This window comes from Nocardia sp. NPDC046473 (assembly GCF_040645995.1).
GTDB lineage: Bacteria > Actinomycetota > Actinomycetes > Mycobacteriales > Mycobacteriaceae > Nocardia.
Genome location: NZ_JBEYZJ010000003.1, coordinates 515,398 through 529,056, shown reverse-complemented (window position 1 = coordinate 529,056; position 13,659 = coordinate 515,398). Strand labels below are relative to the sequence as shown.

Sequence of the window (13,659 nt, the reverse complement as noted above, 5' to 3'; positions counted from 1 at the left end):
GTCAACGTAGCTGAACCGCGGCGCGCGTGAGCCGGACTTAGTAAAGTCTGAACATTGCGATACGGATCGAGATCGCCGCGAGGACTCGTACTGTGTCTTCCTACGAGCGGGGCTCGATCCGTCTGCGCGCACGGGTACGGGTGGCCCGCGGTGCGTCAGCCGCCGGTCGGCCGTTGTTCACGGTCGCCGGTGTTCGCCGGTTCGAGTGGGCGTGTTCCTCTCGCCCGGCGATGTTGCCATCCGTATGCTGCCATGCTGGCTCGGGCATGCGCCGATCGGTCCTACACATCGCCGTTTCTCATCCCGGGGTTCGCGTATCCATCCGCAGGCCGTCGTGGAGGAGCTCGTGTCACCGATTCGTCGTCGCACCCTGCTCGGCTCGGCGCTGGCCGCGCCGCTACTGGCCGCTACCGGATGTGGATCCGCCGACGACGCCCTCACCTTCTTCTTCCAGGCCAGGCCGGAGGAGGCGCGGATGCGGTTGACGATCATCGACGAGTTCCAGAAGCGGCACCCGGACATCAGGATTCGCACCATCCTGTCCGGTCCGGATCCGCAGCAGCAGCTGCTCACCTACTGCGCGGGCGGTAGATGTCCGGACGTCATCATGGCCTGGGAGCTGCTCTACTCCGGGCTCGCGGAGCGTGGGGTGCTGCTCGATCTGCGCACGCTACTGGATCGGGAGCCCGAGTACGCGGAGATGTTGCGTCGGGACAGTTATCCGGCGCTGTACGACACCTTCGCCTATGCCGGTGGGCAGTACGCGTTGCCCGAGCAGTGGTCCGGGGTGTTCCTCTATTACAACCGGGAGCTGTTCGCGGCGGCTGGGTTGACGCCGCCCACCCGGTGGCGTGACGCCTGGTCGTTCGACGAATTCCTGGACGTCTCGCGCACACTCACAAAGAACAAGCAGTGGGGCTTCGCCGACGCCTGGGTGCCGTACTACTCGGCCGCTTGCTTCGGCATGAACAACGGCGCGGAGTGGTTCAGCCCGCCGGTGGCGCCGACCAGGGCCAATCTCGGTGATCCTCGCTTCGCCGAGGGGTTCCAGTTCTACGCCGATCTCGCGGTGCGGCATCGGGTGGCGCCGAAAGTCGCTGACCAGCTGTCGATTTCGGCGGCGGACCTGTTCCGGGCGGGCCGGGCGGGGATGGTGCTCGGCGGGCACTGGCTGTACTCCGAATTCGCGGGGCAGGACGGGCTTTCGATCGATGTCACCGTGTTACCGGTCGGGCCGCACGGCGGTCCCGGTGCGATCACCGATGTCGGCAGTACCGGGCTGTCCATCGCGGCGGACAGTCCGCGGGTCGAACAGGCTTGGGAATTCGTCAAATTCGCGACCGGGCCGGTCGGGCAGGCCATCATCGCGGCCTCCGGGCTGTTCGTTCCGGTGCTGAAATCCGCGATGGGCTCGCCCGGTTTCGCTGCCGCGCATCGGGAAACGCGCAACCTCGCGGTGTTCACCGAGGGGCCGGACAACTCTCGCCCGCTACCGATAACCCCTGCCTGGGGCAAGGTCTCCGCGCTGCTGGAACGCGGCGCCAACCGCGTCCTGCGCGGTGCCGCGACTGCCGCCTCCTTGGACGGCCAATTCACCACCGACCTCGATGCGCTGCTGGAGTCGCCGTGACTGACACCTGGTTGCGGGGAACTACGGGGTTGGCGCGGAAGCGGGAGCGGGCGGGATGGCTGTTCGTAGCGCCGAATGTGGCGGCGGTGGCGGTGTTTCTGTTGTTTCCGCTGGGGTTTTCGCTGTACCTGAGTTTTCACGCATGGGACCTGTTTCGGCCGATGCGATTCGTCGGGCTGGCCAACTATCGGCGGTTGTTCGGCGCGGATCCGTTGTTTCTCATCGCGTTACGCAACAGTGCGGTGTTCACCGTGCTCACGCTGGTGCCGACGGTGCTGATCGGGTTGGGGATCGCGGCGGCGCTGAACCGGAAGTCGGCCGGTATCGGGCTCTTTCGGACGTTGGCGTTTCTGCCGCTGGTGGCTTCCACGGTGGCGATGGCCGTGGTGTGGCGGTTCATCTTCACCGAGGACGGGATGCTCGATATCGGGCTCGGCTGGATCGGATTGGGGCCGGTGCCGTGGTTGACCGACCCGGACTTGGCGTTGGTCTCGCTGAGCGTCGTCACGGTGTGGAAGAGCGTGCCGTTCGCGACTGTCATTCTGCTTGCCGCGATGCAGGGGGTGCCGGAGCCGCTCTACGAGGCGGCGAAGATCGACGGAGCCGGTGCGCTGCGGCGGTTTTCGGCGATCACGCTGCCGTTGATCCGTGGTCCGTTGGCTTTCGTTTTCGTGATCACCGTCATCAACTCGATGCAGGCGTTCGATCAGGTGTACGCGCTCACCGGAAGCAACGGGGGACCGGAGACGGGGACCTATCTGCTGGGGATCATGTTGTTCCAGAACGCCTTCGGGTTCTACGAGGTGGGGTATGCGTCGGCGTTGGCGTGGGTGATCTTCGCGATTCTGCTGGTGCTCACGCTGCTGCAGTTGCGGTTTGCGCGGCGGGAGGCCGTTGACCTGTGAGAGCCGGCCGGGCGGAGCGGGTGATCGTGCGCCGGATGCTGCACGGGATCGGGATCTACGCGGTGTTGATCGGCATCGCGTGGTGTGCGCTGACGCCGATTCTGTGGGCGTTGTCCGGGTCGTTGAAGCGGGACGGGGAGGTCGCGGAGGGGAACCTGCTTCCGGCGAGCCCGCAGTGGTCCAACTACGGCAAGGTGTTCGAGTTGCTGCCGCTCGGGCGGATGCTGCTGAATACCGCGGTGTACGCAGTGTGTGTCACCGCCGGGCAGGTGTTCTTCTGCTCGCTGGCCGGGTACGCGTTCGCGCGCTTGCGGTTTCGTGGACGCGAGGTGCTGTTCGTCGCCTACCTCGGCACGCTCATGGTGCCGCTGACCGTCACGGTGATTCCGCAGTTCCTGCTGATGCGTGCGTTCGGCTGGGTGGACACGCCGTGGGCGATGATCGTGCCCGGCCTGTTCGGCAGCGCCTTCGGCACCTACCTGATGCGCCAGTTCTTCTACACGCTGCCAACGGAATTGGAGGAGGCCGCCATCCTCGACGGCTGCTCCACCTGGCAGGTCTACTGGCGAGTTCTGTTGCCGCACACCCGCCCCGCCCTGATGGTGCTCGGCGTGCTCACCTGGATCACCGTCTGGAACGACTTCCTGTGGCCGCTGGTGATGATCCAACGCAACGAGATCGCCACCGTCACACTGGGATTAGTGCGCCTGCAGGGTCAGTATTACACCCAGTGGCCGATCCTCATGGCCACCTCGATGGTCATTCTGTTGCCGTTGCTCGTGGTGTACGGCATCGCCCAGCGGGCGTTCATCCGCGGCATGGCCATGTCCGGTCTCGGGGGCCGGTGAAACGGCCCAACGGCGTTCGGCGCCGTTGGGCCGTAGACCCCAGGTGAACTTACGCAGTGCTCCCGTCGAGCTATTCGCCCCAGTAGGTGCCGAAGCTCCAGAGGTTGCCCTCGGGGTCACGGACGGTGAAACCGCGTGAGCCATAGTCTTCGTCGCGCAGACCGCGCAGCACCTCGGCGCCGGCGGCGGTAGCGCGTGCGAACAGGGCATCCGGGTCGTCGCAGACAACGTAGGTCGAGTCGTTGCCCGCGACGCGCTTGCCGAACACGCTTTCGTCCTTGCACGCGGAGCCGAACATCACGCCGCCGCCGAGCGGCCAGCGCAGCTCGGCATGCTCGACGATGGACGGGTCGTCCTCGCGGGTGTACATCGCGGTCTCCTGGAAGCCGAAGGCTTCGACAAGGAAAGCAGACATGGCTCTGGCGTCGCGGAAGGTCAGCGTGGGCCAGACGGCGGTGCGGGTGGTGATATCGGCGGGTGTTGGATTCGTCATGTCCTCAGCGTCGCCCGGCAGACCGGTCGGTGTCTTGGACGGATGGAATCTCCTCGCCCAGCCAGATCGTCGGGCTGGTTCCGGCCAGCTCGGCGAAGTCGCGATTCAGATGGGCCTGGTCGTAGTAGCCGCAGCTGGCCGCCACCTGCGCGATGGTGATGAACGACGGGGTGCGCTCGAGCATCCGGCGCGCCCGTTCGAAGCGGGTGATCCGAGCCGCCAGCTTCGGGCTCAGGCCGAACTCGTTGCTGAACCGGCGCGCGAGATGCTGTCTGCTCCAACCGATTTCCTCGACCAGGGCGCCGACGGACAGCGTCCCGCCAGAGCGCACGACGGCACGCCACGCCCAGGTCAGCTCAGGCGTGACCACGCGATCGGGATAGGCCATCCGGGTGAGGGTTCGATCGACGATGGCGAAGCGTTCCGGCCAGCCGCGCGGTCCCTGCAGTCGTTCCCATAACTCGTGCCCGATCGGGCCGACCACATCGGCGAACTCCACCGACGTGTCCCAGAGCGCGGCGGCGGGCACGCCGAACAGCGCGCGGCTGCCGAGCGGCGTCAGCGCGACCGAGATGCCCTCCTGGTGACCGCTGTGCGAGATCATCGCCGTGCTCGCCTGCAGGCCGCTCACCGAACAGCGGTAGTCCTGCGGGGACTGACTCGGATCCGTCTGCGCCACAACGTCGATGGTCGGACCGATGCTGATGATGAACGTCATGTGTGCCGACGGCAGGCCGCGATGCAACCCCGGCGGATACCCCGTCAAGCGGTAGCCGCGGTAATGATCGATGAACGGCGTGAGCATGGGCGCCGGCTGCGCTGTCACCGCCTCGGTGATCGGCTCCATGCAGGTCACGCTACGCCGCCCGGCGGCGACCGCAAGCGCGGTGAGATGGCGCACTCGGGACGAAAACGGGTATGAGCGCACCGCGCCGTCTGGTTACCGTGTCCTCTTCTAACGATTTCTGGAGGTGTGATGCGGCGGGTCCAATACGAGCGCAGCGGTGGTCCTGAGGTGCTCGAGGTCGTATCGGCCGAGGTGCCGACACCGGGGCCCGGGGAACTCCTGGTCCGGGTCGAGGCGATCGGGGTGACCCTGCCGGTGGTGCGGAAGGTGCGCGAGCAGCGCGAGCCGATCGCACTGGGTGGCGAGGTCGCGGGCGAGGTGGTCGCCGTCGGTGACGGCGTCACCGGATACGCACCGGGGTACCGGGTGACCGGGCTGGTGTTCGGGCACGGGTACGCCGACTACGCGCTGCTCTCGGTGGCGATGGCGTCGCCGATTCCCGACGGAGCGTCGGCCGTGGACGCGGTCGCGCTGGTGCGCAGTGGGTTGGTCGCGCTGGGTGCGCTCGAGGCGGCGAACCCTCGTGAAGGTGAGTCGGCGCTCATCACCGCGGCGGCCAGTGGCGTGGGGCATCTTGCGGTTCAGCTTGCGCGGGCCCGTGGCGCATCGCGGGTGGTCGGTGCGGTATCGGATCAGTCGAAGGCGGCGTTCGTCCGTGGGCTCGGAGCCGACGAGGTGATCGAGTACGGGCAGGAGTCATGGGGTGAACCCGTCGACTACGCGTTGGACGCGGTCGGTGGTGACCTGCTCGGACCTGCTCTCGCGGCGGTCGGCGCCGGCGGACGGCTGGTCTACTACAGCTCCGGTGGCGGCACCATCCAGGCTTACGACCTGCTTGTCGGCGCCAAATCGGTGATCGGATTCCAGGTAGCCCGCATCGCCCAGGGGCAGCCGGAGCTGTTCGACCAGTGGCGTCAGGAGCTGTGGCAGTACGTCGCGTCCGACCTGCTTCGGCCCGCGGTGCACGCGGAATTCGCGCTCGAAGACGCCGCCGAGGCGCATGCGGTGATCGAGGACCGGGGCAATCTCGGCAAGGTCGTGCTTATTCCCTGATCACCGGTACGGCAGGCGCGGGTCGGGGGCCCGCGCCTGCCGCGTAGACTCCTCTACTCGTGAGTCTCACCCTCGGAATCGTCGGCCTGCCCAACGTCGGAAAGTCGACGCTTTTCAACGCGCTGACCAAGAACGACGTGCTGGCCGCGAACTACCCGTTCGCGACCATCGAGCCGAATGTCGGCGTGGTTCCGCTGCCCGATCCGCGGTTGAACAAGCTCGCCGAGATCTTCGGTTCGGCCAAGATCCTGCCCGCCGTGGTGTCGTTCGTTGACATCGCAGGCATCGTCAAGGGTGCCTCCGAGGGTGCCGGTCTCGGCAACAAGTTCCTTGCCAACATTCGCGAGGCCGACGCCATCTGCCAGGTGGTCCGCGTCTTCGCAGACGATGACGTAGTGCACGTCGACGGTCGTGTCGACCCGCTCGCCGACATCGAGGTGATCGAGACCGAGCTGATCATCGCCGACATGCAGACCTTGGAGAAGGCGATCCCGCGGCTGGAAAAAGAAGCCAGGATCAAGAAGGACCGCAAGCCCCTGCTCGACGCGGCCGTCGCCGCCAACGCGGTCCTCGACAGCGGCCAGACGCTCTACTCCGCGCGCACCAAGCTGGACGGCGAACTGCTGAAAGAGCTTTCGCTGCTCACCACCAAACCCTTCCTCTACGTCTTCAACGCCGACGAGTCCGTCCTCACCGATGACGCGAAGATCGCCGAATTGAAGGCCGCCGTCGCCCCCGCCGACGCCGTCTTCCTCGACGCCAAGGTCGAAGCCGAACTCCTCGAACTCGACGACGAGTCCGCCCTCGAACTCCTCGAATCCATCGGCCAAACCGAACCCGGCCTGAACGCCTTGGCCCGCACCGGCTTCCACACCCTCGGCCTGCAGACCTACCTCACCGCAGGCCCCAAAGAATCCCGCGCCTGGACCATCCACCAGGGCGACACCGCCCCCAAAGCCGCAGGCGTCATCCACACCGACTTCGAACGCGGCTTCATCAAAGCCGAAATCGTAGCCTTCGACGACCTCGTCGAACACGGCTCCATGGCCGCCGCCAAAGCCGCAGGCAAGGTCCGCATGGAAGGCAAGGACTACGTAATGGCCGACGGTGACGTAGTCGAATTCCGCTTCAACGTGTAGCTGATTCGCCTGTTCAATTTCTTGCGGTGTTCAATTTCGTTGAGCACCGTGGCCGATTGAACGTCTATGGTTTCGTCGCTGGATCGACTTCTTCGCCATGGCGGCGCCAGGTGCGCCAGGTGCGGTGGGCGGCGAAGGCGCCGATTATGGCGGTTATGCACCAGACTGTGATTGCGGTGTAGGCGAGCGGGGCTGAGAGGTCGCCGATTGAGGCGCCGAGGGCGGTGTAGACGAATGCTCGGGGGGCTGAGCCGATGAAGGCGCCGGTGGCCATTTGCCATAGCGGGACGCCGAGTGCGCCGAACAGGTAGGACGACAGTGCGTCTGGGGCGCCGGGGACGAAGCGCTGGCCTACGACGGCCCAGAGGCCGCGCCGCTCGATTTGTGCGTCGAGGCGTTCCGCGCGGTCGGCGCCGATAAGTCCGCGTGCACTCTCGCGGCCTGCGCGGCGTCCGAGGAAGCTGGAGACTGTTGCGGTGCCGACCGTCGCACCCAACGTTACGAATGTCCCGGCCAGCGGTCCGAAAAGCAGGCCGCTCCCTGCGGCCAGGATCGGGCCTGGAACAAGGATGGCGCCAAGGAGCGCCGACACGACCGCGTAGACGAACGGTGCGGCCGGACCGGTCTCGGCGATCATGTCGCGGATGCCGTTGGTGTCGATAACTCGTGCGACGGCAACGAGATAGAACATTCCGAGCAGGAACACGATGCACGCCGCGAGACGCGCGCCGTGTCGCCACCTGCTGGTCAGCGAGGAATCGTCGTGGTCGGTCATGGTGCGCCCAACCCTGCCGCACACTGACTGCGGTCGCGAATCGAGGCCAATAAGCGGCTGCCTTCGGCCGAGTCGGCGCGTTGATCGAGCGGTGGCGCGGCTGCAGATTGGCGCGAATTGCGTTCGCAGGGTGGGGCGGCCTCCGGCCTGGTGCGGAATAGCCTTGGGCTACGCGGCGAGCCCCACCATGTTCTCGCCCGCCGGTGCCGCCCTGGCCGGGGCGATGAGGTCGGCTGTGCCGCAGTCGTAGGTGGGCGGGTCGATTGCGGTGTACTGGCGACCCGCCCACCTACAGGTTTTAGTGGTGGATCACCTCACTGAGTCGCGGTAGGACAGAACGTTTCCAGCTTCGCTCGGTGGCGTTGCGGATCATCTTCTGTCGACGGTCTTCGATGTCAAATCCTGTTTGTGTCAACAGAAGTCGGGTGCCGTGTCCCTGCGGTCGCAGCGTCCAATCGACAATCCATCGGGCGCGGTGCTCGGCCTGCGAATAGATCCAGCTGTAGGTCAACTGTTCGTATGGCCGGGCCGCAAGCACTTCACAGGCGATCTCATCGATCGATGAGGCTGGGAAGGTGAATCGGAAATGGGTTCCGACCGCGGCATCGAATCCGGTCGGTCGAAGGAGCCACTGCTCCAGCAGATCGGGTTCAGTCAACGCGCGCCATACGATGTCCGGCGGCTGCGGGAAGAAGTTGCCGAGCTCGACGGCGGCGGGATTCAGCTGTGCGTCGGCGATCAATTCTCCTGACCTTCCTTGAATTTCGCCTCCAATTCCGCAGCGAGCTGTGGCTGTTCGGCCTCCATTTTCTGGACGTAGGCAACCGCATCGCCAACGGTTCGCAGGCTCGCCATATCCTCGTCGGGGATTTTGACCTCGTATTTGTCCTCGAGTTGCACGGCGATCTCCACCAGCGACAACGAATCGATGTCCAGATCCTCGACGAAGGATTTCTCCAGCATCACCTCGGCGGCCTCGATACCGGTCACTTCCTCGACGATCTCCGCGATGCCTGCGACGATTTCTTCCTGCGTGGTAGCCACGAATCACCCTCTCCTCGATGCGATCACATATCTGCGGTGCTGCGACCAGCCGTTCCCGGTGAGGGCGTGGCGCAGTGCCAGTACGCTAAAATCTCCACCCGGGTGGAGGTTCAATAGGTTGTGACAGACGACATACTGGTGAGCATCGGGGAGTTGGCGCACCGCACCGGGCTTGCGGTGCGCACGGTCCGGTTCTACTGCGACGAAGGCATTCTCGAATCCCGCCGTAGCGCGGGTGGGCATCGGCTGTTCGACGCCGACCGTGCCACCGAACGCTTACTGCTGGTCCGGCGGTTGCGCGCGCTGGGTCTCGGGCTGGATTCGATTACCGAGGTGCTGCGCGGCGAGCGGTCCATGGCCGAGGCCATTGCCGCCGAAAGTGCCCGACTCGACCTCGAATTCAGGTCGCTGGCCTGGCGGCGCGCGTCAGTGCGGGCAGTCGAGACGGCTGCCCCGACGCAGCGGGCCGAGCGACTCGCATTGCTGGCCGCCGCGCAGGACAGCGGTGCGGTACACGATTGCCTCGCACGGTTCTGGCAGCGCGTCCTCGCGCCCGTACCGCGGCATGAGGTCGACAGGTGGGTGTGCTGGAATGTCCCGGAGCCGCCCGCTGATCCGTCCGTCGACGAGGTGGTCGCGCTGGCCGAGCTGTCCGCGCTTGTCGCCGACCCTGAGCTGAGTGCTGCTGTGCGACAGCAACTCTGGCGGTACCGGCCGGAAGTGATCCGTGACCGTCAAGGTCTGTACTTCGACGTGGGCGACCTGATGCCGGATGTGGTGGCACTTGTCTCGGCGGGCGAGCGGCCGCACGATGGCAGCGAACTCGACCGATACGTCAAGGCCCACGCCAGGGCGCGCGGGGAACGTGATTCGCTGCGTTTCCGACGGCAATTGCTGGTCGGTGCCACCGATGCCGACCATCGGATTCATCGTTACTGGGCGCTGACCGGGCAGTTGCTCGGGGCCCGTATCACGGTGGGGCCAACCCATCACTGGCTGTACGACGCGCTGGCCGACTCCATCGCATCGGCGCCGCGGGCCTAATCGATTCGTTCGACCCACTGTGCACGAGAAGGGCCAGGGGCGAAGGGGTCGCCGAAGTACTGGGTCTCGCGAACTACTTCCGCGCCTTCGAATTCCATGATGCTCACGACGTAAAAGGGCTGCTCGTCGTAGGTGAGGACGAGTTCGCTGATCCAAAGATCACCGCCGCCGAGTATGCGTCGCACGGTGAAGCGTTTCGCGTTCGGCTGGGCTCGGCGCGAGGCCTGAATGTTGTGCCGCCCACGGATGCGCTCGCCCGATTGCGGATATTCGAGAATCGCATCGGCTCGATAGATTTCGTGTTCGGTCGCGAAGTCGTTGGCGTCGGATGCCGCCCAATGGCGTTGCAGAGCGACTCGCACGTCGGCGTCGAGCATGGCGACCTTCCTTCCGTGGTTGCACGCCGCACGCTACTCGGTCGGCCCCGTTGCGTTGGCCTTCGACATGGGGCATTTGTCTGAAAGTTTCGGTTGCCGTGTACTTTTAGCCTCGGTTCGGGGTGCTGCTTCGGCAGCTGGAGGAGATGAGGGTAATGATGAGTAGACGGCTGCGTGTGGTCTTGGGCGTGCTGCTGGCCGCGGTGACCTTGGTGCTGGTGGTGGCGTGCGGGACCAAGGAGTCCGAATCCCGTACGCCGCTGCCGAGTTCGGTGCCCGGGACTTCGGTTACCGCGACGAAGACGGTGGTGCCGACGAGTTCGATTCCGGCACAGGGTAATCCAGGTGGTCCGCAACGTCAGGATGGGTCTCGGCCTCGCGTCGGCGACTCGGGACAGCCTGCGGCACAGCCGCCTGGTGGTACCGACAACTGCAACGAGAATTGCGGTGTGATTCCGCCGCCGGGCGGTACCGACAACTGTGGCGTGATCTTCTGCGGTGATCCCGCTGGACCGCGGCCGGGCGGCACCGACAACTGCAACGACAACTGCGGTGTGATCTGCACGGAGCGCTTCGACTACACGGGTGACCCGCGGACCCCTGCCGAGATCAACACCCTCGGCGAGTGGAACCATAAGTGCCCCGAGCCGATTCGGCCGACGGTCACCACATCACCCACGGCGCAACCGACCGTGACCACGCCTGCGGCGACCACCTCCCCGGCCGCGCCGACCACGTCGTCGCCGACGGTCACCACACCGGCGAAGTAGGGGGCTTGCTCGGGTTCACGGCTTCCGACAGCGGATAGGAGTGTCCGGCGGAGTAAAATCCAGAACCGCCGGACAAACCTTCCGAGGTGGCCGTGGACCGCGAACAGCTGCTCGACGCCATCCTGACTGCCGATCCGCAGCCGGGCGACCTGGTCTATGTCGAGCGCCGGGGACATTCGTACGGATGGCACGGCGGAGGCGAATGTCCGCCGGGCGCGGCCGACACGTGGATCTACTACTGCTGGCAACATACCGTCGGTGATCGCGAGACCGCCCGCGAAATGCTCGATGACCTACTGGCCGAAATGGAGTCGATGATCGGCAGCGGCGCGGACCGCTGCCGATGGCCGCTCGACGAGCCCTGGCCCCGGACGCATTGAGGCCGGGCGGTGGAATACCTGGTCAGTGCCGCCGATCGAGCCGCATTCAAGCGGTGCCGTCGGCAATGGGATTTCACCGCGACCGCGCGCCGCTGCCTGCGTCCGGTTCGGCGAACTACCTATGACCTCGATCGGGCGCTACGTGACGCCCTCGCCGTCTACTACTTCCCCGGCATGTGGGATTGGGATGCGGCCATCGTCTTACCGCTGGTAACCAAAGCGCTGGACAACGCGCTCGGTCGCCAACGCGAAGCGTTCAGCGGCGACCCGCCGGACGGGCAGGCCGCCCTCGCTCGCGCCCACCTGCTGCTGGAGCGCTACTTTTCCTGGGCGCCGACCGTCGACCGCTTCTCGCCGATCCGGGTGGAGACCGACTTCGATGCGATCGTGCCGGACCCGGCCGATCCCGAGCATGGGCTGGTCAGCCCCGACGGCGGCGGAATCCACTACACGGGGCGGATCGACCTGCTGGCCATCGATGAGTACGACCGCTACTGGGTCGTTCGCCACCGGGTGCTCGATGAGCCGTTCCCTTCGATGGAACAGCTTGTGCTGGAGGAGGATTCGGTGGCGGCATGCTGGGCGTGGGGACGTTTCTACGACGGCATGGAGGTCGCGGGCACGATCTACAACGAGCTCTCGTCGCGGATCGCTGAGGATCTGCCGCGAAACCGGCTGGTGTCTGAACGTCGGCGCGGCGGCATACCACAGCATGAGCCCAGCGGTGGTGGCCGCGGCGTCTCGTCACCCCGGCGCATCTATGTGAAGGGCCGACCGGCGGAGACCGCCGACCGGATCAGTCACATCGAAGGTAATGGGCTACGCCGCACCATAATCAGGCGCAACATCGACGAGATACGCGCGGCTGGTGCGCAATTGGCGGGGGAGATACTGGACATGGTTCACTCCGATCTGCGCGTCTACCCGAATCCCGCATCGGCGCACTGCTCGGCTTGTGCGTTCGTAGCGCCGTGCCTGGCTGTCCACGAGAACCGAGATGTCGAGCCGATTCTCGAAGCCGACTACCGCAAGCGGCCCGCCATCGAGATCGAGCGTGGCCGACTCGGCGGTACCCCATTTCGGAGTAGGCCGCGGCTGGGTCCCTGGGAGCGGGGCCGCGGAGTAGATAAGGCGACTTGACATCAACCTTTGTTGATGTTCGACGCTTACCCGCATCAGTACTCAGCGTCGAAAGGAATTGTTATGACGGAGAATCCGGTCAAGGTCGCCGTGATCGTGGGAAGTACCCGGGCGGGACGGTTCGGTCCCACGGTCGCCAACTGGTTCGTCGAACACGCCGAAAAGCGCGCCGACATCGCGGTCGATCTCATCGATCTCGCGCAAGACCAACTGCCCGCACACATGTCGAACGAACCGGAACCCGCCGGCGCGCGAGCACTGCGGTCCGTCGGTGCGCGACTGACCACAGCCGACGGTTTCGTCGTCGTGACACCCGAGTACAACCACAGCTACCCGGCCCCACTCAAGAGCGCGATCGATTGGCACTTCACCCAGTGGCAGGCCAAACCGATCGGATTCGTCTCTTACGGAGGCATTTCCGGCGGGTTGCGCGCCGTGGAGCACCTCCGCCACGTCTTCGCCGAACTACACGCCGTCACCGTCCGTGACACCGTCAGCTTTCACAGCGCCGCCCAACTCTTCGACCCCACAGGCAAACTGACGGACCCCTCAGCCCCCGAAGCCGCCGCCGACCAACTACTCGACCAGCTCGTCTGGTGGGGCTCCGCCCTCCGCTCTGCCCGGACCGAACGCCCGTACGTGGCCTGATCTGAAGTCCGGCAACACAATTGGCGGGCGATGTAGTCAGGGAGTGGCGCGGTGTGGCCCCGGGTGATCCTTGCGGCGGATGCAGACGGCGTTCGCGCAGGGAAGCACTGCGTCACATCGTGGTTCGCCCCGGTCGGCGACGATACGGTTCAGGTCGCCTGCGTCCACTCCGGATGGCTGCCAGCTGGATTACCGCACAGTGCAAAACGATTCGCCCTTCCTCACCGATTCGCGACTCGCTCGGCCGCCAGCGCGCGCACCATGGACTCGTCGACGCCCAGCCGGACGCACACTGCGGCGAGATCGAACCTCCGCGTTCGTTTGGAGGCGAGATCGGCTGCGCATCGAGGATTGCGAGCTTGGCTTCGCGAATCTTGCGCATGTCCTCGTCGATTCGCTCAGCCGAATCGACAACGGCCACCGCTCGGCCATGGCTGGTCAGCACGACACGCTGCTCTTCGCTCGCAGCCACCAACCCGGACACGCCCTTGCGGGATGCGGTGGTGATGGGCACTCGAACAGAAGTCATGGTGCAAATCTGGCTAGATTTGCAACGCTCTGTGTCG

At 65.6% G+C, this 13,659-nt stretch carries 16 protein-coding genes; 10 read left to right on the top strand and 6 right to left on the bottom strand.

Annotation, left to right across the window (positions count from 1 at the left end):
• Positions 1-346: 346 nt before the first annotated feature.
• Genes ABZ942_RS12545 through ABZ942_RS12535 form a run of 3 tightly spaced genes read left to right on the top strand, consistent with a single transcriptional unit; the run spans position 347 to position 3,383 of the window.
• Positions 347-1,630, top strand: a complete 1,284-nt coding sequence (locus ABZ942_RS12545; protein ID WP_357381169.1) for a sugar ABC transporter substrate-binding protein — start codon at positions 347-349, stop codon at positions 1,628-1,630.
• Entirely contained in the window at positions 1,627-2,535 is a 909-nt protein-coding gene (locus ABZ942_RS12540; protein ID WP_357381167.1) for a sugar ABC transporter permease, read from the top strand. Before ABZ942_RS12545 ends, ABZ942_RS12540 begins: the two co-directional genes overlap by 4 nt.
• A gap of 35 nt (positions 2,536-2,570) precedes the next feature.
• Positions 2,571-3,383, top strand: a complete 813-nt coding sequence (locus tag ABZ942_RS12535; RefSeq protein WP_357381887.1) for a carbohydrate ABC transporter permease — start codon at positions 2,571-2,573, stop codon at positions 3,381-3,383.
• A 70-nt stretch (positions 3,384-3,453) separates the two neighbouring features.
• Here ABZ942_RS12535 and ABZ942_RS12530 read toward each other — a convergent pair whose 3' ends face one another.
• Both ABZ942_RS12530 and ABZ942_RS12525 read right to left on the bottom strand, forming a co-directional pair.
• Positions 3,454-3,876, bottom strand: coding sequence for a VOC family protein (locus ABZ942_RS12530; protein ID WP_357381165.1), 423 nt, complete (start codon positions 3,874-3,876; stop codon positions 3,454-3,456).
• Positions 3,877-3,880: 4 nt separating this feature from the next.
• Positions 3,881-4,723 (bottom strand): helix-turn-helix domain-containing protein, encoded by an 843-nt coding sequence (locus tag ABZ942_RS12525; RefSeq protein WP_357381163.1) that lies wholly within the window; start codon positions 4,721-4,723, stop codon positions 3,881-3,883.
• Between the two features lie 129 nt (positions 4,724-4,852).
• On the opposite strand from ABZ942_RS12525, the gene ABZ942_RS12520 reads away from it, so the two are divergent.
• Together ABZ942_RS12520 and ychF are read left to right on the top strand one after the other, a co-directional pair.
• Entirely contained in the window at positions 4,853-5,776 is a 924-nt protein-coding gene (locus ABZ942_RS12520) for a zinc-binding dehydrogenase (protein WP_357381161.1), read from the top strand.
• Positions 5,777-5,835: 59 nt separating this feature from the next.
• Positions 5,836-6,915 carry a redox-regulated ATPase YchF gene (ychF, locus tag ABZ942_RS12515; RefSeq protein WP_150402273.1) on the top strand — a complete coding sequence of 360 codons (1,080 nt, stop codon included), beginning with the start codon at positions 5,836-5,838 and terminating at the stop codon, positions 6,913-6,915.
• Positions 6,916-6,979: 64 nt separating this feature from the next.
• On the opposite strand, the gene ABZ942_RS12510 is transcribed toward ychF, so the two are convergent.
• The 3 genes from ABZ942_RS12510 to acpM all read right to left on the bottom strand — a co-directional run bounded on the left by ABZ942_RS12510 (position 6,980) and on the right by acpM (position 8,734).
• The gene (locus tag ABZ942_RS12510) at positions 6,980-7,690 is read right to left on the bottom strand and encodes a TVP38/TMEM64 family protein (RefSeq protein ID WP_357381159.1); all 711 of its coding nucleotides are present in this window, start codon (positions 7,688-7,690) and stop codon (positions 6,980-6,982) included.
• A gap of 298 nt (positions 7,691-7,988) precedes the next feature.
• Positions 7,989-8,432, bottom strand: coding sequence for an SRPBCC domain-containing protein (locus ABZ942_RS12505; protein WP_357381157.1), 444 nt, complete (start codon positions 8,430-8,432; stop codon positions 7,989-7,991).
• The gene (gene acpM, locus ABZ942_RS12500; RefSeq protein ID WP_357381155.1) at positions 8,429-8,734 is read right to left on the bottom strand and encodes a meromycolate extension acyl carrier protein AcpM; all 306 of its coding nucleotides are present in this window, start codon (positions 8,732-8,734) and stop codon (positions 8,429-8,431) included. The genes ABZ942_RS12505 and acpM overlap by 4 nt, the downstream gene beginning before the upstream one ends.
• A gap of 120 nt (positions 8,735-8,854) precedes the next feature.
• Here acpM and ABZ942_RS12495 point away from each other — a divergent pair, with 120 nt between their 5' ends.
• Entirely contained in the window at positions 8,855-9,778 is a 924-nt protein-coding gene (locus tag ABZ942_RS12495) for a MerR family transcriptional regulator (protein ID WP_357381153.1), read from the top strand.
• Here the strand turns inward: ABZ942_RS12495 and ABZ942_RS12490 are convergent.
• Positions 9,775-10,155, bottom strand: a complete 381-nt coding sequence (locus ABZ942_RS12490) for a nuclear transport factor 2 family protein (protein ID WP_357381151.1) — start codon at positions 10,153-10,155, stop codon at positions 9,775-9,777. The two genes, ABZ942_RS12495 and ABZ942_RS12490, sit on opposite strands and share 4 nt — an antisense overlap.
• Positions 10,156-10,313: 158 nt before the next feature.
• On the opposite strand from ABZ942_RS12490, the gene ABZ942_RS12485 reads away from it, so the two are divergent.
• The 4 genes from ABZ942_RS12485 (at position 10,314) to ABZ942_RS12470 (ending at position 13,093) form a co-directional block, all read left to right on the top strand.
• Positions 10,314-10,925, top strand: a complete 612-nt coding sequence (locus ABZ942_RS12485; protein ID WP_357381149.1) for a hypothetical protein — start codon at positions 10,314-10,316, stop codon at positions 10,923-10,925.
• 86 nt (positions 10,926-11,011) lie between these two features.
• Positions 11,012-11,305: a hypothetical protein gene (locus ABZ942_RS12480; protein ID WP_357381147.1), complete on the top strand. Its 294-nt coding sequence runs from the start codon at positions 11,012-11,014 to the stop codon at positions 11,303-11,305.
• A gap of 9 nt (positions 11,306-11,314) precedes the next feature.
• Positions 11,315-12,445, top strand: a complete 1,131-nt coding sequence (locus tag ABZ942_RS12475; protein ID WP_357381145.1) for a hypothetical protein — start codon at positions 11,315-11,317, stop codon at positions 12,443-12,445.
• Positions 12,446-12,508: 63 nt separating this feature from the next.
• Entirely contained in the window at positions 12,509-13,093 is a 585-nt protein-coding gene (locus ABZ942_RS12470; RefSeq protein WP_357381144.1) for an NAD(P)H-dependent oxidoreductase, read from the top strand.
• Positions 13,094-13,659: the final 566 nt, after the last annotated feature.

Coding starts and splice junctions, on each gene's coding strand:
- ABZ942_RS12470 (WP_357381144.1), top strand. CDS start 12,509: ATGACGGAGAATCCGGTCAAGGTCGCCGTGATCGTGGGAAGTACCCGG.
- ABZ942_RS12525 (WP_357381163.1), bottom strand. CDS start 4,723: ATGGAGCCGATCACCGAGGCGGTGACAGCGCAGCCGGCGCCCATGCTC.
- ABZ942_RS12485 (WP_357381149.1), top strand. CDS start 10,314: ATGAGTAGACGGCTGCGTGTGGTCTTGGGCGTGCTGCTGGCCGCGGTG.
- ABZ942_RS12535 (WP_357381887.1), top strand. CDS start 2,571: ATGCTGCACGGGATCGGGATCTACGCGGTGTTGATCGGCATCGCGTGG.
- ABZ942_RS12490 (WP_357381151.1), bottom strand. CDS start 10,155: ATGCTCGACGCCGACGTGCGAGTCGCTCTGCAACGCCATTGGGCGGCA.
- ABZ942_RS12530 (WP_357381165.1), bottom strand. CDS start 3,876: ATGACGAATCCAACACCCGCCGATATCACCACCCGCACCGCCGTCTGG.
- ABZ942_RS12510 (WP_357381159.1), bottom strand. CDS start 7,690: ATGACCGACCACGACGATTCCTCGCTGACCAGCAGGTGGCGACACGGC.
- ABZ942_RS12520 (WP_357381161.1), top strand. CDS start 4,853: ATGCGGCGGGTCCAATACGAGCGCAGCGGTGGTCCTGAGGTGCTCGAG.